Origin of the sequence: Proteus sp. fly-1067 (genome assembly GCF_040139345.1) — a bacterium.
Taxonomy (GTDB): domain Bacteria; phylum Pseudomonadota; class Gammaproteobacteria; order Enterobacterales; family Enterobacteriaceae; genus Proteus; species Proteus vulgaris_B.
Genome location: NZ_JBEEUL010000003.1, coordinates 58,605 through 77,067, shown reverse-complemented (window position 1 = coordinate 77,067; position 18,463 = coordinate 58,605). Strand labels below are relative to the sequence as shown.

Genomic DNA, 18,463 nt, shown 5'->3' with positions numbered 1-18,463 from the left:
ACTATGAAATTAAAGCAGAGTGTTTGTCTCGCTTTTATGCTGTTTCCAACACTGTCGTTTGCCAATAATGAGTTTAATTCTGTTATTGAAGATTTTGACCGTTATTTTGAAACGCAAGAGCCAATTAAAATTGAGCCTAAAACATCTGCTACAATTTCATCGTCAACGAGAACCGGTCAGGCTAATCGTGGAGTAAACCGCACAACAACGGTATCTCAACAAAACAAGCCAGAGCAACGAGTTAAGCCTTCTGTACAAATAAAAAAAGATAATCAGGTGGTCGAGTCAGTAGAGACACCTGATATCACGCTGGCTGAAAATTGCCCAATATTACCTGCGGATTATTCTAAATTTAAGAGTGATAATACTCGCTATTTGACTCCCTTACTTTCATTTGTTCCGATTAAACCTCAGTTTACACCTGAAGATCTTAATCGATATCAGTATAGAAATAATGCTACGGTCTATAACCCGTTAGCGCTTTATTCGAAAGAAAACTATTCAAAACCTCAACAAAATGAAAATTTCTTATTAGATATTATTCCAGGCACATTTTATTCTGTGACTGCAATTCCTTTCCATTTTGCATATCAATTTAATCGCTCTGTGCTTGATCATAAACAACCTCTTTTTAATAAAATGTTGTTGAATCGTTTAGCCGACACAAGAAATAAATATCAAACTCTGTATCAGAAATATACAGAGCAAACAGTAGCGTTAAAGGAACATTTAGAAAAACTTCAAAATGCGAATAACCAAATTAAGCAATTGGAACTATCGCTGGCTGAAACAGAAGAAAAATTAGCGACTGCAAATAACTTACTCAATGATGATACATTGAAACAAGCTGTTGCCAAGCTACAAACAGACCTGGAAGAAACAAAAGAAGAACGTGATTTATTAATTAAGCAATTAGCAGATAAAGAAAATGTGTTAAGTGCAACAACTGCAAAAAACACAGAACTAGCAAAACAACAGCAAGATTTTGAAAAACAATCAGAAACACTTAAAAATTTAGAAGTAAAGTTTACTCAACTTGAGCAAGAAAAAGAGCAATTACAATCCCAGTATTTGCAGGCTCAAGCACTACTGAAAGATGATAGTGCTAAAAAAGAACTTGATAAGTTACAAAACTCACTTGAGAGTACGAAAGCCGAACAAGAAAAACTGTTAAGTCAATTAAATGAAAAACAAACATTATTGACTAAAGTCGAGCAAGAAAAAGAAAATGTTCAGGCTCAATATGCACAGGCTGAACAATTACTCCAAGGTAGTCGTGAGCAAAAAGAACAAGAGTTAGCCAAGCTAGAAGCTGTAAAAAATAAAGAAATAGCAGTATTGGAAAAATCGTTATCGACAATAACCAATGAACAAACTAATTTGGCCAAGCAACTGGCTGATGTACATAGCCAATTAGCAACTATCAAAAAAGAAAAAGAAGATATTCAATCCCAGTTTGTGCAGGCACAACTATTATTACAAGATAACACTGCGAAAAAAGAGATAGAGAAACTACAAAGTACATTATTGAAAATCACATCAGAACGTGAAGATTTATCTAAAGAGCTTGCATTAAAAGTAGTAGAAGCAGAAAAACAACAAGATGCTAATAACAAACTTGTTGATGAACAACGTCAAGAAATAGCACAATTAAAAATACAAGTTGAAAAAAATAACCAAGAACAAACTCAACTAAACAAGTCACTTTTAGCTGTTCAACAACAAAAAGAGCAGGCTGATGAAAAGCTGAAAGCTATACCAGAATTAAAATTACAGTTAGAGAATAAAATAACAGAATTAGCTGACTTGAAAAAAAGCTTATCTGCAGGTGAGAAAGCAGTTGATAATTTAATTACAGATAAAAATAATTTGATTGCTAAATTAGAAAAAGCGCAGAATGAGTTGTCGGCTAAATATCAGGCATTAGATACTCAATTTAAAGAAAGTAATATTGCATTAGCACAACTAACGGTGAGTCAAACAGAAAGTGCCAAGGCTTCTGCATTATTGGAAAAGCAACTTACTGAAAAGCAAAATGTTGTTGATAAATTAAGTAATCAATTAGCTGATGTAAAAGCACAATTAGAAAAACAAAATATAGAAAGTACACAGCAAATTAGTGCGTTAAAGCAACAGCAAACAGAAGCGATTGGACAATCAAAACAGCAAGAAAAGACATTGGCTGACACCCAAAAAGAGATGCGTGATATCACCAAACAGCTTGAAACTCAACGTGCATTAACTCTGTCTTTGGAAGAAAAGAGTACGCAATTAAACGAGCAAATTAAGGCAAAAGAAGCTGAATTAGTGAAAGCTAATACTGAAACAAGCAATGCATTAAAAGAAAATAAAACATTAAAAGAGCAGCTTGAGAAAATAGCAGGTGAAGGGCAAATGATCGCGGGACAACTTGCTTATGCATATTCAATTATTGGTAAAGATAATGCTCAACGCAATAAATCTATTCTATCTGAAATTCAAAAACAAAATTATATACAGTATGACGATAATACCTATTTTAAAATTTTAAAACAGGGTAAACCTGTTGATTCAATTACAGGTAAAACGGTTATATTTACGATGCATGAAGAGTTAACCGACGGGACTGTAACGCTTAATTATGATAAAGCTAAGCCACTTACTTTACCTTATCGTCAATTACCATTACCACTGAATACCTTTATTGCTAAAGCTGGTATCAATGGTAAAGCTAAAATTTATATAAAACCAGGTGGCGGTTATGGGAAAAATGGTGTTCCTGGACAAGTACCACCGGAATCAATGTCTATCGTGACAATTGAAATTTTAGATGTTAAATAAAAATGATTAAATGATAGTATCAGCTCTTTTTTTCCGTTAAAAGAAGAGCTGGTTTTTATTTATTTCCATAAGAATAGATCATTCTTTAAGCAAAGATCCCTTTCTAATAACCAATCTTTTAGTTTCTGACAATTTTCAGGATACTCTGGGATACTATTCAAAATTTTCCATAAAGGTTTTAATAATTCAGAACTCGGTGTCACTTCCCGTATATAATCTAGTGTATTTGTGATCTCAATATTAAAAGCAGGTTCGGTTTCCCAATGTTCTAAGAGTGACTGAATGCTTTTTTGTAATAAATCATCAATAACAATCAATCTAACATTATCTGTACTAAGTTTAATATTGATATCATCTAAAGATAAAAAAGAGTCTTTTGTATTTGATAGTTGTTTTTCTGCAAATGACTTAATGTTTTCACACTGCATAATTTGAAACTCAAGTTCTTTTTTTGTTTCATAAAGGGTGAATAATTGAGGTGTAATATGTTGAACCCACCAAACAAAAAGTGGTTTTATAATGGCTTGAATTAAGCGCATATGCTCATTGATATTAACGGTTGCTTTTAATGACTGATCCCAATCCATTACTGTAAAAATAGAATATGACTGCGGTGTATGAAAAGAATGGGAAATCTCAATGATGTTACGAATATCCTCTTTAGTAATAGCGATAAGGCAATGTTTTTTCCGTAAAAACCAAGTAGATTGTAATAAGCTATCTAAATTTTCACGGCATAGTATGCGAGATAATATTTTTATCTGTTGCTCATTGACATTGCTTCTATTGGTATGCAAAGAAAACTGTAGGTTAAATAGTCTATCTACAGTTTTTTTATCATTGCTAACCATCATTTTTTTTAGTAACGCTAAGTAGCCATAATAATGAGGTTGGGTAGGGCATCTATTTTCTTTTATCACGATATACAACTCACTCATAAGAATAAATTCTAAGTATTCTAACGATGAATGGCTTTTTTATATTATGATAATCGACCAGATTTTTTATAATTTTAATCTAAGGTTTCTCGCTTTGCTCGGTGTCATATTGAAACGACGATGGTAGCTTTGTGTAAAGTAAGATTGACTTGAAAAACCTGATTCCATTGAGATATCAACGATACTCATCTCTGTGGTAAGTAGTAATTGATGTGCATAAATGATCCTTCTTTCGCAGATCCATGTTCTTGGTGAAGTTCCATAAACATGGTTAAAAAGCTCTTTAAATGTTGTTAACCCCATACCAAATTCACGAGCAAATTGTTTGAGCTTCCAATTTTTTAAGTGATTTTTTTCCATAAACAGTTTTAAACGATCTATTTGGCGATGACTGAGTTGGCGCAATAATGCCATTAAGTCTGAGCCTTGTTCTGTTGAAAGCAGAAGGATTAAAAGTTCTTCAATTCGTAACTGTGTAAATGTCTCAGGGCAAGAGTGAATAGTTATATACTCAAAACCATTGCTACAAAATTGTATAAGAGGCGAATTTTGAAAACAGATAAATGCGCTCGAAAAATCCTGATCTCTTTCTATTCGACTTAGAATATCATTGTATTTTGATATGAAATCTCTTAAAAAATCATCAGAGAGAGGTATGTAAATAATCTCTGTTGGCTCTGTAGCGGGTGTTTTTATTGTGTAATTACCTTGCTGTAAAAAAATAACCTGATCTTGATTAACCGTTACTGTATCTGTGCAGTTTTGTAAAATAAGTGCATTTTTTCGTATGATAAAGAGTGCTTTTTGCTCATTTTCTAGTATTTGGTATTGTGGATAAAAATAAGATTTCTTTTGAATTAAGCAATCATATTGGTTTTTATTATCACATGGTATGGTATTCATTTTTCGCCCAAAAAATCATTATATAAGTATCATTGTATTTTTATAAAAATAAAATAATAGTATTTATAAAAACACTTCTTTATTATTAAAACGCTATTAAAAGTAAAAAGAAGAATATTTTCTTTAATTTGATGCGGTTTTTTTTTAGATATTAGACATTGAGTTTCTATTGCTGATTTAAGATAAGTAAGTTTGTCAATTTTAAGATGTTATTAATGAATTGCAAAAGAAAATTTAAAAAAGGAAAGATTTTATCAGTAGTAATAAAGGATGCTAAGTATATTTATGTAATAAATATTTTACACTTTGTTTTTTTATTATTAAATTATATTGTATAACAAATAGTTGGGTTTATTGTTTTCCCTTTACAGTGTAAAAAAAAGTGAATACATTTAAAATGTAAATATACTCTTTATTTTTTAATTGTGATTTATTTGATATCAGTTTGTTGATGTTATTTTAGTTTATTGAGAATTTTATGTGTAAGAAAATTTAATACTAAAATTTAACTAATTTAATTTCACTTAATTTAAATAACTTAACGTGATTATAACCTGCGTTTTTATGGGTTTCTATAAAATGAAAAATTTGTTTGTTCTTTATGAAGAAGAAGCAGTTTTTTCTCTCATTATTTTTTATTTATGCGACTGTAGTCTCAGAATTTTATGGGAAATAAATAGAGTAGAGCCGTTAAGTTTAAAATTTTTTAAATAAAATTCCCAAATAAAAAGATAAGTATGTACATATAATGTTAATTTGCATTAAAAAATATTTATCCAAAAAACTAAGATTTTTACAAATTGATTACATTGTGGTTGGGTTATTTAAATAAATAGCTTTATAGTTTTATTCTATTTAATGCAATTTATTTTAAGGAGCAAATCAATAAAGTAAAAGGTAATAATAGTCTTATTACTGGCATTATGCTTGGCATAAATTTATTAAAATAATGAATGCATAAGTGTATTTATTGTCAGGGAGGTAGGGTATAGCTAATTATGGAGAATAAGCGGACACTGCGAAATATTATATTTAGTGGGATATGGATAATTTGGACTCTTGCATTAATTGCCTTTTGGCGTTCCCAAATGGCTGGAGAGTTTTTGATTATCTTAATCCTAATTTTTAGCATTATTATTTATTCCATGACTTTGAGGTTAAAAAAAACCGCTATGTTTAGTCGTAAAACTGAAACACCAAAAGTAGCAGATCCTGTTACGCCAGTTATAACAGAAGAGAAAAAACCGATGCCAGAGCAGAAACTGTATACTATTATTGCGAAAGGAACGGTATTTCAAGGTGATATTAATGTCGATGGCGATATCCAAATTTGGGGTAAAGTATCGGGAAATATTAATGTCAAAGATGGTGTCATTCGTGTTATGCATGCAGGACAAGTTGAAGGTGAATTAACGGCTCCTGATATTATTATTGATGGTTTTGTTAAAGGCATTTGCGCTGCAAACAATCTAGATATTTTAGAGCATGGGGAGTTACGTGGTACTAGTCGTTGTGGAAGTATGTCTATTAAGCGTGGTGGTATTTTTACAGGGCAATCAGAGCAAGTTGAACATCAAGCTAAATCAGTTGCTCAACAACGAGTGGTTTCAATCAAAGAAAGTGCTAATGTAAATAAAGATAAAGTAACGGCACCTGTAGAAAACCAACTAAAAGAAAATAAAAAATAAGTCTTCTTTTCTTTTCATTATTTTTTGCTTGTCCTATTTTATCGATATTACCTTAGTTTTGTATAAATAGAGAATAACGATGAATTTAGAGACTCCTAGACTACACTTACGAGAATGGCGTGAAAGTGATAAAGCGCCATTTTTTTATGAAGTTAACTCCTCATCTGAAGTAATGCGCTACTTTCCGCGTACTTTATCTCAATTAGAAAGCGATAAAATGGTTGAGACTATCCGTGAAAAATTTATTCAACAAAATGGATGGGGAATGTGGGCGGTTGAATTAAAAGAAAACCAAGAGTTTATTGGCTTTGTTGGGTTAAATATTCCAGTAGCCTCTTTACCTTTTAGTCCCTGTGTAGAGATTGGCTGGCGTATAGGACAAAAGCATTGGCGTAAGGGATATACTTATGAGGCCGCATTAGCCGTATTTAGATTTGCTTTTAAAACGTTGGAACTTGATGAAGTTGTCGCTTTTACCGCGGTTTCAAACCTTCCATCTCAAGGTGTGATGCAAAAATTAGGTATGCATCAATCTGATAACTTCTTTCATCCCGCATTAGATAAAACCCACCCTTTAGCGGAACATGTTTTATATCGATTGAAGAAATCTGACTTCATTTTTCAGTTGAACGAATAGTACGCTTTTTTTCAGGAAGCGGAGGTACCGGTTTTTTATCATCAATAAGATGACGTATTGCCAAAATTGGATGATAAATCAGCATCCGTGGACCAGCCCAACGCATGATTTGTTTCATGGTTTCTCTTTTTATAGGTTGGTAACAATGGATGGGACACTGTTTACAGGCGGGTTTATCTTCACCATAGCGACATTTATCTAATCGGTTGTAGGCGTAATCGATTAATTTTTGATAATAATCTGAGTCGGTCTCAGGGTGTGATTTTGCATAAAGAGAAACCATTTTTTGAATAGTTTCTTTTTCACGAGAAATTCTTTTTCCTGACATATCCTTCTCTCTTAGTAATATGTTGCATTTATTATGCATCTTATCATTAAGCCTATAGAGACGCTAAAAAATTATTTAATGAACTATGATGAAAAAAATTTAGTAAAAAGGCTTTTCTTTTTTCCTAGAATATAATACTGTGTTTATATACAGTTTATTTGCCTTTAAATGGTGAAACCAATGCGTGTGGAAATTTTATTTAATAAACAATCTAAGATAACCGACTCATTATTTCCGCTTTTAGAACACGAATTAAGAAAAAAGATCATTCCAGAATACCCCGATATGCAGTTTCGTATCGCCTTCAGTAGCATGAACTCAATTCAAGTTACAGGCATAAAAGATGAAACTAAACACGAACACATTATGGAACTTATTCAAAGTGTTTGGGAAGATGATTCTTGGTTACAAACAGATGAAGATTAAAGTTCAATAAATAAAGTCCTTACGATTGCCAGAAATAATGGTCTTTTATTTTTTAAAGTTAAAAGCACATTAACTAGAAACGGAAATCACTGGCAATCGAATTTTAAACAGTATATTTATCAATGACGACAAATTTTATTTTCACTTGTCGTAAAGCCACCTTCAGCAGGAATAAATTTTCCTTTCTTTTCTAAGAAATCAACTAATTCAGTTGCTGTCATATTTTCAGCTGAACAAGTATGAAATCGAGAGTCATTGCCAAATTTCTGATGAATAGCATCAATAAGTGACGCTTTGGTAAAAGCAATGTCTGAAGAAAGGATCATTTGTAAAACTTCATGACCGTGAATTGATGACATGTTGAACCCCTAAAAAACAAAAGATACATTAATTATGCATCTTTATGGGGTGATATCTTTGTTTTTAATCATAAAAAGCGATGACATTAATCATCGCTTTAAAAAGATCATTATTTTTCACTTCGTTGAAGTATTTTTTGCATTTCATCTTTGAGATGAAGTTTTTCTTTTTTTAGTTTGACCACTTCATCATTATAGCCTGCTCCATTAGGGCCTTCTAATTTTGCAATTTCTTGATTGAGTCGATGATGTTTATCGTAGAGAGCCTGAAAGCGAGGATCACTGTTTCTTAGTTGAGAAACAAGCGCTTGTTGATTTGAGAACATATAACCTCCTATGAAAAGAAATTGGGTCTCTATTTCAGTATAATCATAGATTGGATATCTGCATGGTGATGTATCACAAATTTACATTTCATAAAAAAACATGATTTTTCTTTTTAAAACATTCGGAATTATCCTCTCATAGTGATATTTACTAAGATGTTAGCATTCAAGCACTAAAAATATTAGTATTCAGATAATGAGTAATAAAAATATCTGACTAATTTTATTAACAGCGAAGTGTTCGCTGTAAAAATGGAGAAAGTGATGAACAAAGTAATATTATCTTTAGTTGCAGCAATGTCTTTATCTGCATGTGCTCAAGCTACCGACAGTTTAGATAAAGTTGCGCCTTATCCTAAAGCTCAAGAAAATCAAGTTCGTCATGTTATCGAGTTAGAACAAAAAGATAATGAAGGTAATTACCAAGTTGAGTTAATCGTTGGTAAAGAGCTAAAAGTAGATTGTAATCATCAGTGGTTTGGTGCTGAACTAGATGAAAAGAATTTAGAAGGTTGGGGTTATAGCTATTATGTTGTTGGTGATTTAAATGGCCCAATGTCTACTATGATGGGTTGTGCGGATAATACGAAAAAAGATGCTTTTGTTCAGGCCAATATGGGCTCTGATGCCTTCATCCGTTATAACAGCAAATTACCTATTGTTATTTATGCACCAAAAGACGTTGATGTGAAATACCGTGTTTGGTCTGCTGCTGATACTATCCAAGATTCAGTTAAAAAATAACAGATAACCTTATTTAGGACGACCTTAGTTTACTAAAAAGCCCTTTGTTGTTGAAACAAAGGGCTTTGTTATTATTGAAGTTAAAGATTAACGGATAACTAAAACTGACATTTTTGCATGACGTACAATAGATGATGCTGTTGAACCTAATAAATAGGATGAAACATTAGGTCGATGTGAAGCAATTGCAATTAAATCAGCATCAATGTGGCGGGCATATTCTAAAATTTCATCTTTTGCATTACCAACACCCACATTACATATAATTTGTTCATCAGGAATTTTAGCGTCTTTGATCATTTCTTGTAATGCGACAAAAGCAAGACGAGTACGCTCTGATGAATCTTTGAATTTTTCAGGAATAGCCGCAAATTCAATACCAAAAAAAAGTTCGGCGTTAGGAATAACGGTGAGGAAGTGGATCTCAGGTTTACCCACCTTTGCAATTTGTTCAATGTGAGCGATCAGTTCCTGAGAAAGTTCATCTTCTAAAATATCAATAGGAACTAGGATTTTCTTATACATTACAAACCTCACTTAGCGTTAGTTTAAAATATTTACTATTATTACATAATAGTGAAAAATAGCTGTGATCTGTGTTTTAAATAAGAGTGAGAATGATTATTTACTGCTTTACATTATAAATCATAAAAAAGTAAATAATGGCTGAAATAATCTCAAAAATATAATTAAAATAAGTTATACACCTTAACTTACTGACAGAAAAGCAATTAATAATATCGTATTAAAAATAAAAATTCTTTACCTTGCACTCAAAGAGAAAATGCATAAAAGAATGATTATCAATTATATTATTGTTCTGTATCTATAAGATTTTATTGGTAAAAATAAGAGACATAAAGAATTAAATATGGCATATTAATAGGTAATGACATCTCAATATGATGTCTGGACAGCAATCTTAGTCCCTAAACTGGATTGTTATTCAGAGTCGTCCTTTATCCTCACCAATGAGTTATGGAACCTGAAATAACCTATGGAACTCTATTTGGCTATTATAAATAGAGTAGGCTATTTAAAACCAAATAAGATTATTATTATGACACATAATCACATTGATGATATTGAGTTGGATCGGACTAGTAATACGCAGTCTGAAAAGTTTAAAGCAGCTAAAAAAAGCACGCTAGTGAGCGTTTTTGTTAATATTTTCTTATCCATTTGGCAAATTACCGTAGGCTTTTTCTCACACTCTCAAGGCTTAATTGCGGATGGTATTCACTCACTTTCTGATCTTATTGCTGATTTTGTTGTTTTAATTGCTAATAAAGGCAGTCAGAAACAACCCGATGCAGATCACCCTTATGGTCATCTGCGTTATGAAAACGCAGCTTCACTTATCCTTGGAACTATTTTATTAATTGTCGGTTTAGGTATGGTGGTTTCTGCAATTCATAAAGTTTTAGATCCTTCAACTATTCCTGAAGTTCATCGCGTTGCATTGTATGTTGCTTTATTAGCATTAGCAGCTAAAGAAGGGCTCTTTCGTTACATGCTTGGTGTCGCTAAAAGAGTGGATTCTAATATGCTAGTTGCAAATGCATGGCATGCGCGCTCAGATGCCGCCTCTTCATTAGTTGTTGCTATTGGTATTCTTGGTAGTCTTGCTGGATTTAAGTTCTTCGATCCTCTTGCAGCATTAATTGTAGGTTTATTTGTTGGTCGTATGGGGTGGCGTTTTACTTATCAAGCTTTGCAAGATTTAATGGACAGAGGGGCAGATGAAGAAACCTTGAAAGAAATTAAACAGAAGCTGATTACAACTCCAGGTGTGCAAGGTGTGCATGATTTAAAAACCCGCCGTTCAGGTGATTATTTATTGGTAGATGTACATCTTGAAATAAAAGGGGATCTCACTGTTAGTGAAAGCCATGAGATTGTCGTCAGCGCTCGTAATAATGTTTTACAAAATAAGCAGATATTAAGTGTAATGGCACACGTAGATCCTGCCTAAATTAAAAATAGAATAAAAAGGTAATGGTTGATTTCCATTACCTTTTTTTGTTCCTCAAAAAGATCTATTTACTACTTTAGAAATTAACGCAGTTTTCTTTTACGTTATCACTCAATGCTGCAATCAGATTATCTACCGCGCATTCAGCCATTGCGTAGCGAGTTTCTTTTGTCGCAGAGCCAATATGTGGGACGGCAACTACATTTTTCATGCTCAATAAAGGTGATGATGGCGACAGTGGCTCTGTTTCAAAAACATCAAGTCCAGCACCTGCAATTTCTTTTTGTTCTAGTGCATTAATTAATGCTTTTTCATCAACGACAGCCCCTCTACCTGCATTAATTAAATAAGCATCGGGCTTCATCATTGAAAACTGATTTTGGCTTATTAAATGATGTGTTTCTGGTGTTAATGGTAAGGTGATACACACAAAATCAGATTGCTGTAGTAGCGTATTTAAATCACAATACTCAGCATCAAAACGGTCATTTACATCAGTATATTCTGTCCGTGAATGATAAAGAATATTCATATTAAAACCAAAATGAGCGCGTTGTGCCAATGCTTTACCAATTCGACCCATACCAAGAATACCCATGGTTTTATGATGAACATCAGTACCGTACCAATCAGGTGTGATACCTTTAACCCATAAGCCTTGTTTAATATTATCTGCAAGTTCTGGGATACGTCTTGATACAGCAAGCACTAATGCCATCATAGTGTCAGCAACGGTGTCTGTTAATACCGTTGGTGTGTGCATTAGCTTTATATTACGCTTAGTGAGTGCATTAACATCGACATTATCATAGCCAACCGAAACTGTTGAAACAGCTTTTAAATGAGGAGCGTGGTCTATAAAGTTTTTATCAATATTGCCTCCAGCGCCGAGTAATCCAGAAGCATTGGCAAGTGCTGAACAAAAATCATTAGAGTCTAAAGAGAGCGTGTCAAATTGTTTGATATCAGCAAAACTAGACAATTTTTTGTACAGTGTTTCGGGAAGGCTTTGGTAGAGCAAGACAGTCGGTTTCATTATGTTCTCCATTTAATACTCGTCATACTTCAAACCACAGCTACGTTTATTCGCACTAGTCACATACTAATGTATGCTCCTAGCGACTCATTTACTTGTCGCCTAGCTGTGATTTGAATTATTTAGAGTATTTATACAATAAAGTACTTATAAAATTGTATCTATTCAATTAAAGCATCTTATGAACTGTAAGTAATTTATTAAGGGGATCCTTACTCCGCTTAAACATATTAGCAGGGAACTTAATAAGGTATGATAAAACGTGTTGAATGTCAGTTTTATCATGTAATTAACTGATTAATTAGGATGTAATCGTTTACTTTGAGTGAGTGTTTTTTTAGTGGCGAAGAGATGGGGCGTATTACATGTTTTATTAACTTACTGTAATACAATTCTAAATTAAGGTTTTTATAAAATATTAGTGAGCACGAAAAGAGTGTAAACGTTTACACTAAATGTCGGTTTGATCACGAAATTATTTTGTTGATCTTGCTAAACTCTGTGTCAGTGAACAGAAACCGACTTGCTCTTTTCCGTTGAATTGAATCAAAAGAGGTGAATGTGGAAATATTAGTGACAGGTGGTATGGGATATATTGGTAGTCATACTTGCGTTCAAATGATTGAAGCTGGTATGACCCCAATTATTTTAGATAACCTTAGCAATGCGAATGAAGAAGTGCTTAACCGCGTTGAAGCATTAACTGGTAAACGCCCATTGTTCTACAACGGCGATATTCGTAATGATCAATTATTAGCATCAATTTTTGCTAAACATACAATTCAATCTGTTATTCATTTTGCGGGATTGAAAGCAGTAGGTGAATCTGTTCAAAAGCCAATTGAATATTATGACAACAATGTTAATGGTACATTGGTGTTAGTGCGTTGCATGCGAGATGCTGGTATTAAAAGTATTATTTTTAGCTCGTCAGCGACGGTTTATGGGGACCCTCAATCTGTACCTATTAGTGAAGACTCACCGGTTGGTGGTACAACCAATCCTTATGGCACCAGTAAATATATGGTTGAGCGTATATTATCTGATTTATATGTTGCTGATGAAAGCTGGTCTATCAGTTTACTACGCTACTTTAATCCTGTTGGTGCCCATCCATCAGGCACGATGGGAGAAGATCCTAAAGGTATTCCAAACAATTTAACGCCATATATTTCTCAAGTCGCTATTGGTCGTCGTGAGCACGTTGCTGTGTTTGGTAATGATTACCCAACAAAAGACGGTACAGGCGTTCGTGATTACATTCATGTTATGGATCTGGCGGATGGCCATATCGCTGCGTTAAATGCATTAGGTAAAAAAGCAGGTCTACATATTTATAATTTAGGAACGGGTAACGGCACGAGCGTGATTGAAATGATTGAAGCATTTCGTAAAGCCAGTGGTAAACCGATCCCTTATCAACTACAGGCTCGCCGCCCTGGTGATATCGCTGAATGTTGGTCAAGCCCCGCAAAAGCAGAGAAAGATTTGCATTGGAAAGCCATTCGTTCAATTGATGATATGGCCGCTGATGCTTGGCGTTGGCAGTCACAAAACCCAAATGGTTATCTGAAATAAGATTTACAGTATTTAGATAATCTTGAATAAATAAGAGAGAAGGTTATGTCAAAACTGATTTTTGATCCTGTTGAACATCCTCATCGTCGCTATAATCCACTCACTGATCAGTGGATTTTGGTTTCACCTCATAGAGCGAAACGACCTTGGAATGGTAAAGATGAAAAACCTCAGATTGCGACTCTTCCCTCTTATGATCCACATTGTTATTTGTGTCCAAATAATACGCGTGTTTCTGGTGATAAAAATCCAGATTACACCGGAACATATGTCTTTAATAACGATCACTCTGCGTTATTACAAGATGAATATGATGTTGATCCTTCATTAAATCCTTTATTTCAAACTCAAGCTGTAAGAGGAATTAGTCGCGTTATCTGTTTTTCGCCCGATCATGGAAAAACAATACCTGAATTGCCTTTAAATAGCTTACGTAAAATTGTCGATACTTGGGATAACCAGATAGAAGAGCTCAGTAAAGAGTACCTTTGGGTTCAAGTGTTCGAGAATAAAGGTGAAACTATGGGATGTTCCCAACCGCATCCTCATGGGCAAATTTGGGCGAGTGACTTCTTACCTAATGAATTAGCGAGAAAAGATACACATTTAAAAGCGTATTTTGAAAAATACGGGCGTAATTTATTAATTGATTATGTTGATGCTGAATGTAAAGACGCAAGTCGAACCGTTGTTGAAACTGAACATTGGCTGGCAATAGTACCTTATTGGGCTGCTTGGCCTTATGAAACAATGTTATTACCTAAGACGCATATTCGTCGAATGAGTGAGTTAAATAGCGTTCAACGCGATGACCTAGCTATTGCAATGAAAAAGTTAACCAGCCGTTATGATAATTTATTTCATTGCTCTTTCCCTTATTCAATGGGGTGGCATTTTGCGCCATCTTTTAAAGACGGTAGAAATACCGATCATTGGCAATTACATGCACTTTATTATCCGCCATTATTACGTTCAGCCACTGTACGTAAATATATGGTGGGGTATGAAATGTTAGCAGAATCGCAAAGAGACTTAACACCAGAACAAGCGGCAAATAATTTACGCCAAGTAAGCGACATTCATTATAAAGAGCAACGTTAATGACCTTCAATATGGAAAGGTATTTTAGTTAATCAGCCTTTTGTACCAAATAAATTAAACCAGACATCTCATTATTTACATAATGATGTGGTGGGATTTTATTACTTAATTTTAAGCTAAGGATTTATTATGCAGGCACTTATTAATAATGTGACTCGTTCGTTTACATCTATTTTTGGTTATTCGCCTACACATTTTATTCAAGCGCCAGGAAGAGTAAATCTTATTGGTGAACACACTGATTATAATGATGGTTTTGTTTTACCTTGTGCTATTAATTATCAAATGGTCGTCGCAGCAGCAAAACGAGAAGATAATACTATTCGAGTGATTGCAGTGGATTATCAAAATGAGGTTGATGAATTTAGCTTTGATAACACCATTGAGTTTTTACCTAATAAAATGTGGGCTAATTACGTTCGTGGTGTTATTCATTTTCTACAAAAAGATAACTATTCTTTTCATGGTATGGATATCGCAATATCAGGAAATGTTCCTCAAGGTGCAGGGCTAAGTTCTTCTGCCGCATTAGAAGTGGCTATTGGCCAAACGCTTAAAACACTTTATCAATTACCTATTAGCCAAAAAGAGATTGCGTTAAACGGTCAAAAAGCTGAAAACCAATTTGTTGGTTGTAACTGTGGCATTATGGATCAATTGATTTCTGCTTGTGGTGAAGAAAATCATGCCTTATTAATTGATTGTCGCTCTTTAGATACATTTTCGGTGACAATGCCTGAAAACATGGTTGTGATGATAATTAACTCCAATAAAAAACGCGGATTAGTTGATAGCGAATACAATACCCGTCGTCAGCAATGTGAAGAAGCCGCAAGAATTTTAAATGTCACGGCATTAAGAGATGCGACATTAGCGGATCTGCAAGCTAAAAAAACATTAATGAGTGAGGTGGTTTATCGTCGTGCTCGTCATGTGATCACCGAAAATAATCGCACACTGAAGGCGGCAGAGGCTCTGCGTCATGGTGATTTAATCACATTAAGCCAACTTATGATGCAATCACATCATTCAATGCGTGATGATTTTGAAATTACCGTCAAAGAAGTTGACACCTTAGTTGAAATAGTGAAGTCAGTCTTAGGTGATCGTGGTGGAGTAAGAATGACAGGTGGTGGATTTGGTGGTTGTGTCGTAGCATTAGTGACACCTGATTTAGTTGATCAAGTCGTTGACTCTGTTAAAGCGCAATATGAGGCCTTAACAGGGTTGAAAGAAACTATTTATGTCTGCTCTGCAAGCCAAGGGGCGGGCTATTCGGAGGCAAAATAATGGCGACGAATGAAATCCGATTTCTAGAGCCAGAACAAATGACTGCACAACCCGCATCGGACGGAAATCCTGCACAAGTGGTCGTGCTTAAAAATCGTTTTGGTATGTCGATTTCTTTAATGGATATTGGAGCGACCTGGTTAACTTGTATTGTACCTGTTAATGGATACCGTCGAGATGTACTGTTAGGCTCTGCAAATATGAATACCCACAAACAGCAAACAGCTTATTTGGGGGCAACAGTAGGGCGTTTTGCCAATCGTATTGCTGGTGCAAAATTCGTATTAGAAGGTCAAGAATATCAAATCAGTGCTAATGAAGGTAAAAACACTTTACATGGCGGTAAACAAAACTTTAGTCATCGTCGTTGGGGGATCACGGCACAATCATCTCAATCGGTGACCTTTTCATTGATCTCAAATGAGGGTGACCAAGGCTTTCCCGGTACACTCAAGGCTAGTGTGACTTATACACTCACCGATAATAATGAAGTCTGTATCGATTATCAGGCAATAAGTGATAAAACTACGCCTCTCAGTTTAACTAACCATGCCTATTTTAATCTTGCAGGTGAGCACACTGAACGCACAGCACTTGAGCACGATTTAAAAATTTGCGCTTCTCATTATTTGAAAAATGGTGAAGGCAATATTCCTACCGGAGAGTTTGTGAACGTCGTAGGAACAGGGTTTGATTTTCGTAAGTTAAAGCGCATCGGTCTTGATTTTATGGTTGATGAGTGCCAAAAAGCAGCGAGTGGTTATGATCATGCATTTATTTTAGATAAACAGGCTATCGACGACAAAGCACCTATTGCAACGGTCATTGCACCCGAAGGTGAACTCAAAATGGATGTTTTTACTACTTTGCCTTCTGTTCAATTCTATACAGGTAACTTTTTAGCTGGTACAAAAGGAAAAAGTCGCCATTATGGTAATTATTCAGGGTTAGCTTTAGAGACACAATACTTTCCTGATGGGCCTAATCATCCTGAATGGCATGAAAATCAAGGTATTTTACCTGCCAATACGCCATGGAATAGCCAAACTATCTATAAGTTTTACTCTTAACAATAAAAGGAAAGTGTAAACGCTTTCCTTTTCACTATTTATTTGATCTTTTTACTTTTTAAATTTCACTTCTTCGCTGATAATCAAGCCACTTAAATTTTATTATTTCCTTTTTTCTTTATTCTTAGATTAACAACTTGTTATTTTTTGATGATGAATAAAGGCGATCCATGAGGTGGATATGGCGACTATCAAAGATGTAGCAAAAGAAGCGGGAGTTTCTGTTGCTACGGTGTCAAGAGTCATTAATAACTCGCCGAAAGCAAGTAAGACATCAATAGAAACAGTTAATGCAGCAATGCAAAAACTAGGTTATCGACCTAATGCAGCGGCTAGAGCACTGGTCAGCCAAAGTACACAAACTTTAGGTGTCTTAGTCCATGATGTTTCTGATCCCTTTTTTGGCACATTAGTGAAAGCTGTTGATAATGTGGCAAGACAAGCAGGAAAGCATATTTTGGTGTGTAATGGCTATCATGATGCACAAGACGAACGTCAATCTATAGAGTTGTTAATTAATAGTCGTTGTGATGGTTTAGTGATCCACTCAAAAGCACTCTCTGATGAAGAATTACTCGCTTATGCTCATGAAGTCAAAAGCATGGTACTGATCAACCGCTTTATTCCTGAGATTGCGGAACGCTGTGTCGCTTTAGATAATTACAAAGGGGCATGGATGGCAACAGAACATCTTATTCGTCAAGGGCACACCAAGATTGCTTATATCTCTTCCACGCATAATATCGAGGACACCACTCAACGCCTTGCGGGTTATAAAGCTGCTCTTGACGCCAATAACATCATATTACCCGAAAGTTATATTGAATATGGTGAGCCTGAAGGTGAAGGTGGTGAAAAGGCAATGATGCATTTGTTAACGAAATCAATCGATTTTACAGCCGTAGTGACTTACAACGATTTTATGGCTGCTGGTGCTTTGTCTGTTCTCGATGAAAATGAGATCCCTGTACCTGAAAAAATCTCTGTTATCGGTTTTGATGATGTATTAATTGCCCGTTATATTCATCCTCGTTTAACAACCGTGCGTTATCCAGTACAAATGATGGCCGAACAGGCGGCTATGCTGGCGATTAGACTGTCTAAAGGTGAAATCCTTGAACAAAAACAACGTATTTTTTCGCCTACTTTAGTGCAGCGTAATTCTGTCTTTAATCTTAGTCATCTCTCTTAACCACACCACTTATTTTTATAATATTATCGATCCTCTTAATGGGGATCATCAT

At 34.5% G+C, this 18,463-nt stretch carries 18 protein-coding genes; 11 read left to right on the top strand and 7 right to left on the bottom strand.

The genetic code is table 11. From position 1 onward, the window contains the following. The first annotated feature begins 3 nt into the window (after nucleotides 1-3). Nucleotides 4-2,820, top strand: a complete 2,817-nt coding sequence (locus ABN217_RS06635) for a sugar transporter (RefSeq protein WP_196554917.1) — start codon at nucleotides 4-6, stop codon at nucleotides 2,818-2,820. 59 nt (nucleotides 2,821-2,879) lie between these two features. Here the strand turns inward: ABN217_RS06635 and ABN217_RS06630 are convergent, their stop codons facing one another. Beyond that, nucleotides 2,880-3,740 (bottom strand): T3SS regulon anti-activator ExsD domain-containing protein, encoded by an 861-nt coding sequence (locus tag ABN217_RS06630; protein WP_231619268.1) that lies wholly within the window; start codon nucleotides 3,738-3,740, stop codon nucleotides 2,880-2,882. Nucleotides 3,741-3,824: 84 nt separating this feature from the next. Then, the gene (locus ABN217_RS06625; RefSeq protein ID WP_164526531.1) at nucleotides 3,825-4,661 is read right to left on the bottom strand and encodes a helix-turn-helix transcriptional regulator; all 837 of its coding nucleotides are present in this window, start codon (nucleotides 4,659-4,661) and stop codon (nucleotides 3,825-3,827) included. Nucleotides 4,662-5,833: 1,172 nt separating this feature from the next. On the opposite strand from ABN217_RS06625, the gene ABN217_RS06620 reads away from it, so the two are divergent. Then, on the top strand, nucleotides 5,834-6,349 hold the full coding sequence (locus ABN217_RS06620; RefSeq protein ID WP_231619269.1) for a bactofilin family protein: 516 nt from the start codon (nucleotides 5,834-5,836) through the stop codon (nucleotides 6,347-6,349). 79 nt (nucleotides 6,350-6,428) lie between these two features. Beyond that, nucleotides 6,429-6,986, top strand: a complete 558-nt coding sequence (locus tag ABN217_RS06615) for a GNAT family N-acetyltransferase (protein ID WP_196554914.1) — start codon at nucleotides 6,429-6,431, stop codon at nucleotides 6,984-6,986. Here ABN217_RS06615 and ABN217_RS06610 read toward each other — a convergent pair. Continuing rightward, a complete protein-coding gene (locus ABN217_RS06610) occupies nucleotides 6,964-7,314 on the bottom strand; it encodes a nitrous oxide-stimulated promoter family protein (protein ID WP_115350641.1) in 351 nt (116 codons plus the stop codon). The genes ABN217_RS06615 and ABN217_RS06610 overlap by 23 nt on opposite strands. 180 nt (nucleotides 7,315-7,494) lie before the next feature. Here ABN217_RS06610 and ABN217_RS06605 point away from each other — a divergent pair, with 180 nt between their 5' ends. Further along, on the top strand, nucleotides 7,495-7,740 hold the full coding sequence (locus tag ABN217_RS06605; RefSeq protein WP_072069210.1) for a DinI-like family protein: 246 nt from the start codon (nucleotides 7,495-7,497) through the stop codon (nucleotides 7,738-7,740). A gap of 119 nt (nucleotides 7,741-7,859) precedes the next feature. On the opposite strand, the gene ABN217_RS06600 is transcribed toward ABN217_RS06605, so the two are convergent. Both ABN217_RS06600 and ABN217_RS06595 read right to left on the bottom strand, forming a co-directional pair. Further along, nucleotides 7,860-8,099 carry a YecH family metal-binding protein gene (locus ABN217_RS06600; protein ID WP_072069209.1) on the bottom strand — a complete coding sequence of 80 codons (240 nt, stop codon included), beginning with the start codon at nucleotides 8,097-8,099 and terminating at the stop codon, nucleotides 7,860-7,862. Between the two features lie 110 nt (nucleotides 8,100-8,209). Then, nucleotides 8,210-8,425 (bottom strand): DUF465 domain-containing protein, encoded by a 216-nt coding sequence (locus ABN217_RS06595; protein ID WP_115350639.1) that lies wholly within the window; start codon nucleotides 8,423-8,425, stop codon nucleotides 8,210-8,212. 252 nt (nucleotides 8,426-8,677) lie between these two features. Between ABN217_RS06595 and eco the strand changes: the two genes are divergently transcribed. Further along, nucleotides 8,678-9,169 carry a serine protease inhibitor ecotin gene (eco, locus tag ABN217_RS06590; protein ID WP_196554912.1) on the top strand — a complete coding sequence of 164 codons (492 nt, stop codon included), beginning with the start codon at nucleotides 8,678-8,680 and terminating at the stop codon, nucleotides 9,167-9,169. An 87-nt stretch (nucleotides 9,170-9,256) separates the two neighbouring features. Here eco and ABN217_RS06585 read toward each other — a convergent pair whose 3' ends face one another. Continuing rightward, a complete protein-coding gene (locus tag ABN217_RS06585) occupies nucleotides 9,257-9,694 on the bottom strand; it encodes a universal stress protein (protein ID WP_023581562.1) in 438 nt (145 codons plus the stop codon). 535 nt (nucleotides 9,695-10,229) lie between these two features. On the opposite strand from ABN217_RS06585, the gene ABN217_RS06580 reads away from it, so the two are divergent. Further along, complete coding sequence (locus ABN217_RS06580) at nucleotides 10,230-11,144, top strand: cation diffusion facilitator family transporter (protein WP_349459242.1); 915 nt, start codon at nucleotides 10,230-10,232, stop codon at nucleotides 11,142-11,144. Nucleotides 11,145-11,220: 76 nt separating this feature from the next. Here ABN217_RS06580 and ghrB read toward each other — a convergent pair whose 3' ends face one another. Beyond that, complete coding sequence (gene ghrB, locus ABN217_RS06575) at nucleotides 11,221-12,180, bottom strand: glyoxylate/hydroxypyruvate reductase GhrB (protein WP_349459241.1); 960 nt, start codon at nucleotides 12,178-12,180, stop codon at nucleotides 11,221-11,223. 561 nt (nucleotides 12,181-12,741) lie between these two features. Between ghrB and galE the strand changes: the two genes are divergently transcribed. The 5 genes from galE (at nucleotide 12,742) to ABN217_RS06550 (ending at nucleotide 18,411) form a co-directional block, all read left to right on the top strand. Continuing rightward, a complete protein-coding gene (galE, locus tag ABN217_RS06570; protein ID WP_196554909.1) occupies nucleotides 12,742-13,758 on the top strand; it encodes a UDP-glucose 4-epimerase GalE in 1,017 nt (338 codons plus the stop codon). A 45-nt stretch (nucleotides 13,759-13,803) separates the two neighbouring features. Next, nucleotides 13,804-14,859: a UDP-glucose--hexose-1-phosphate uridylyltransferase gene (locus tag ABN217_RS06565; protein ID WP_196554908.1), complete on the top strand. Its 1,056-nt coding sequence runs from the start codon at nucleotides 13,804-13,806 to the stop codon at nucleotides 14,857-14,859. 129 nt (nucleotides 14,860-14,988) lie between these two features. Next, complete coding sequence (gene galK, locus ABN217_RS06560; RefSeq protein ID WP_196554907.1) at nucleotides 14,989-16,149, top strand: galactokinase; 1,161 nt, start codon at nucleotides 14,989-14,991, stop codon at nucleotides 16,147-16,149. Beyond that, complete coding sequence (galM, locus tag ABN217_RS06555; protein ID WP_196554906.1) at nucleotides 16,149-17,219, top strand: galactose-1-epimerase; 1,071 nt, start codon at nucleotides 16,149-16,151, stop codon at nucleotides 17,217-17,219. The genes galK and galM overlap by 1 nt, the downstream gene beginning before the upstream one ends. Before the next feature lie 181 nt (nucleotides 17,220-17,400). Beyond that, nucleotides 17,401-18,411, top strand: a complete 1,011-nt coding sequence (locus ABN217_RS06550) for a substrate-binding domain-containing protein (RefSeq protein ID WP_072069342.1) — start codon at nucleotides 17,401-17,403, stop codon at nucleotides 18,409-18,411. The last annotated feature ends 52 nt before the right edge of the window (nucleotides 18,412-18,463 follow it).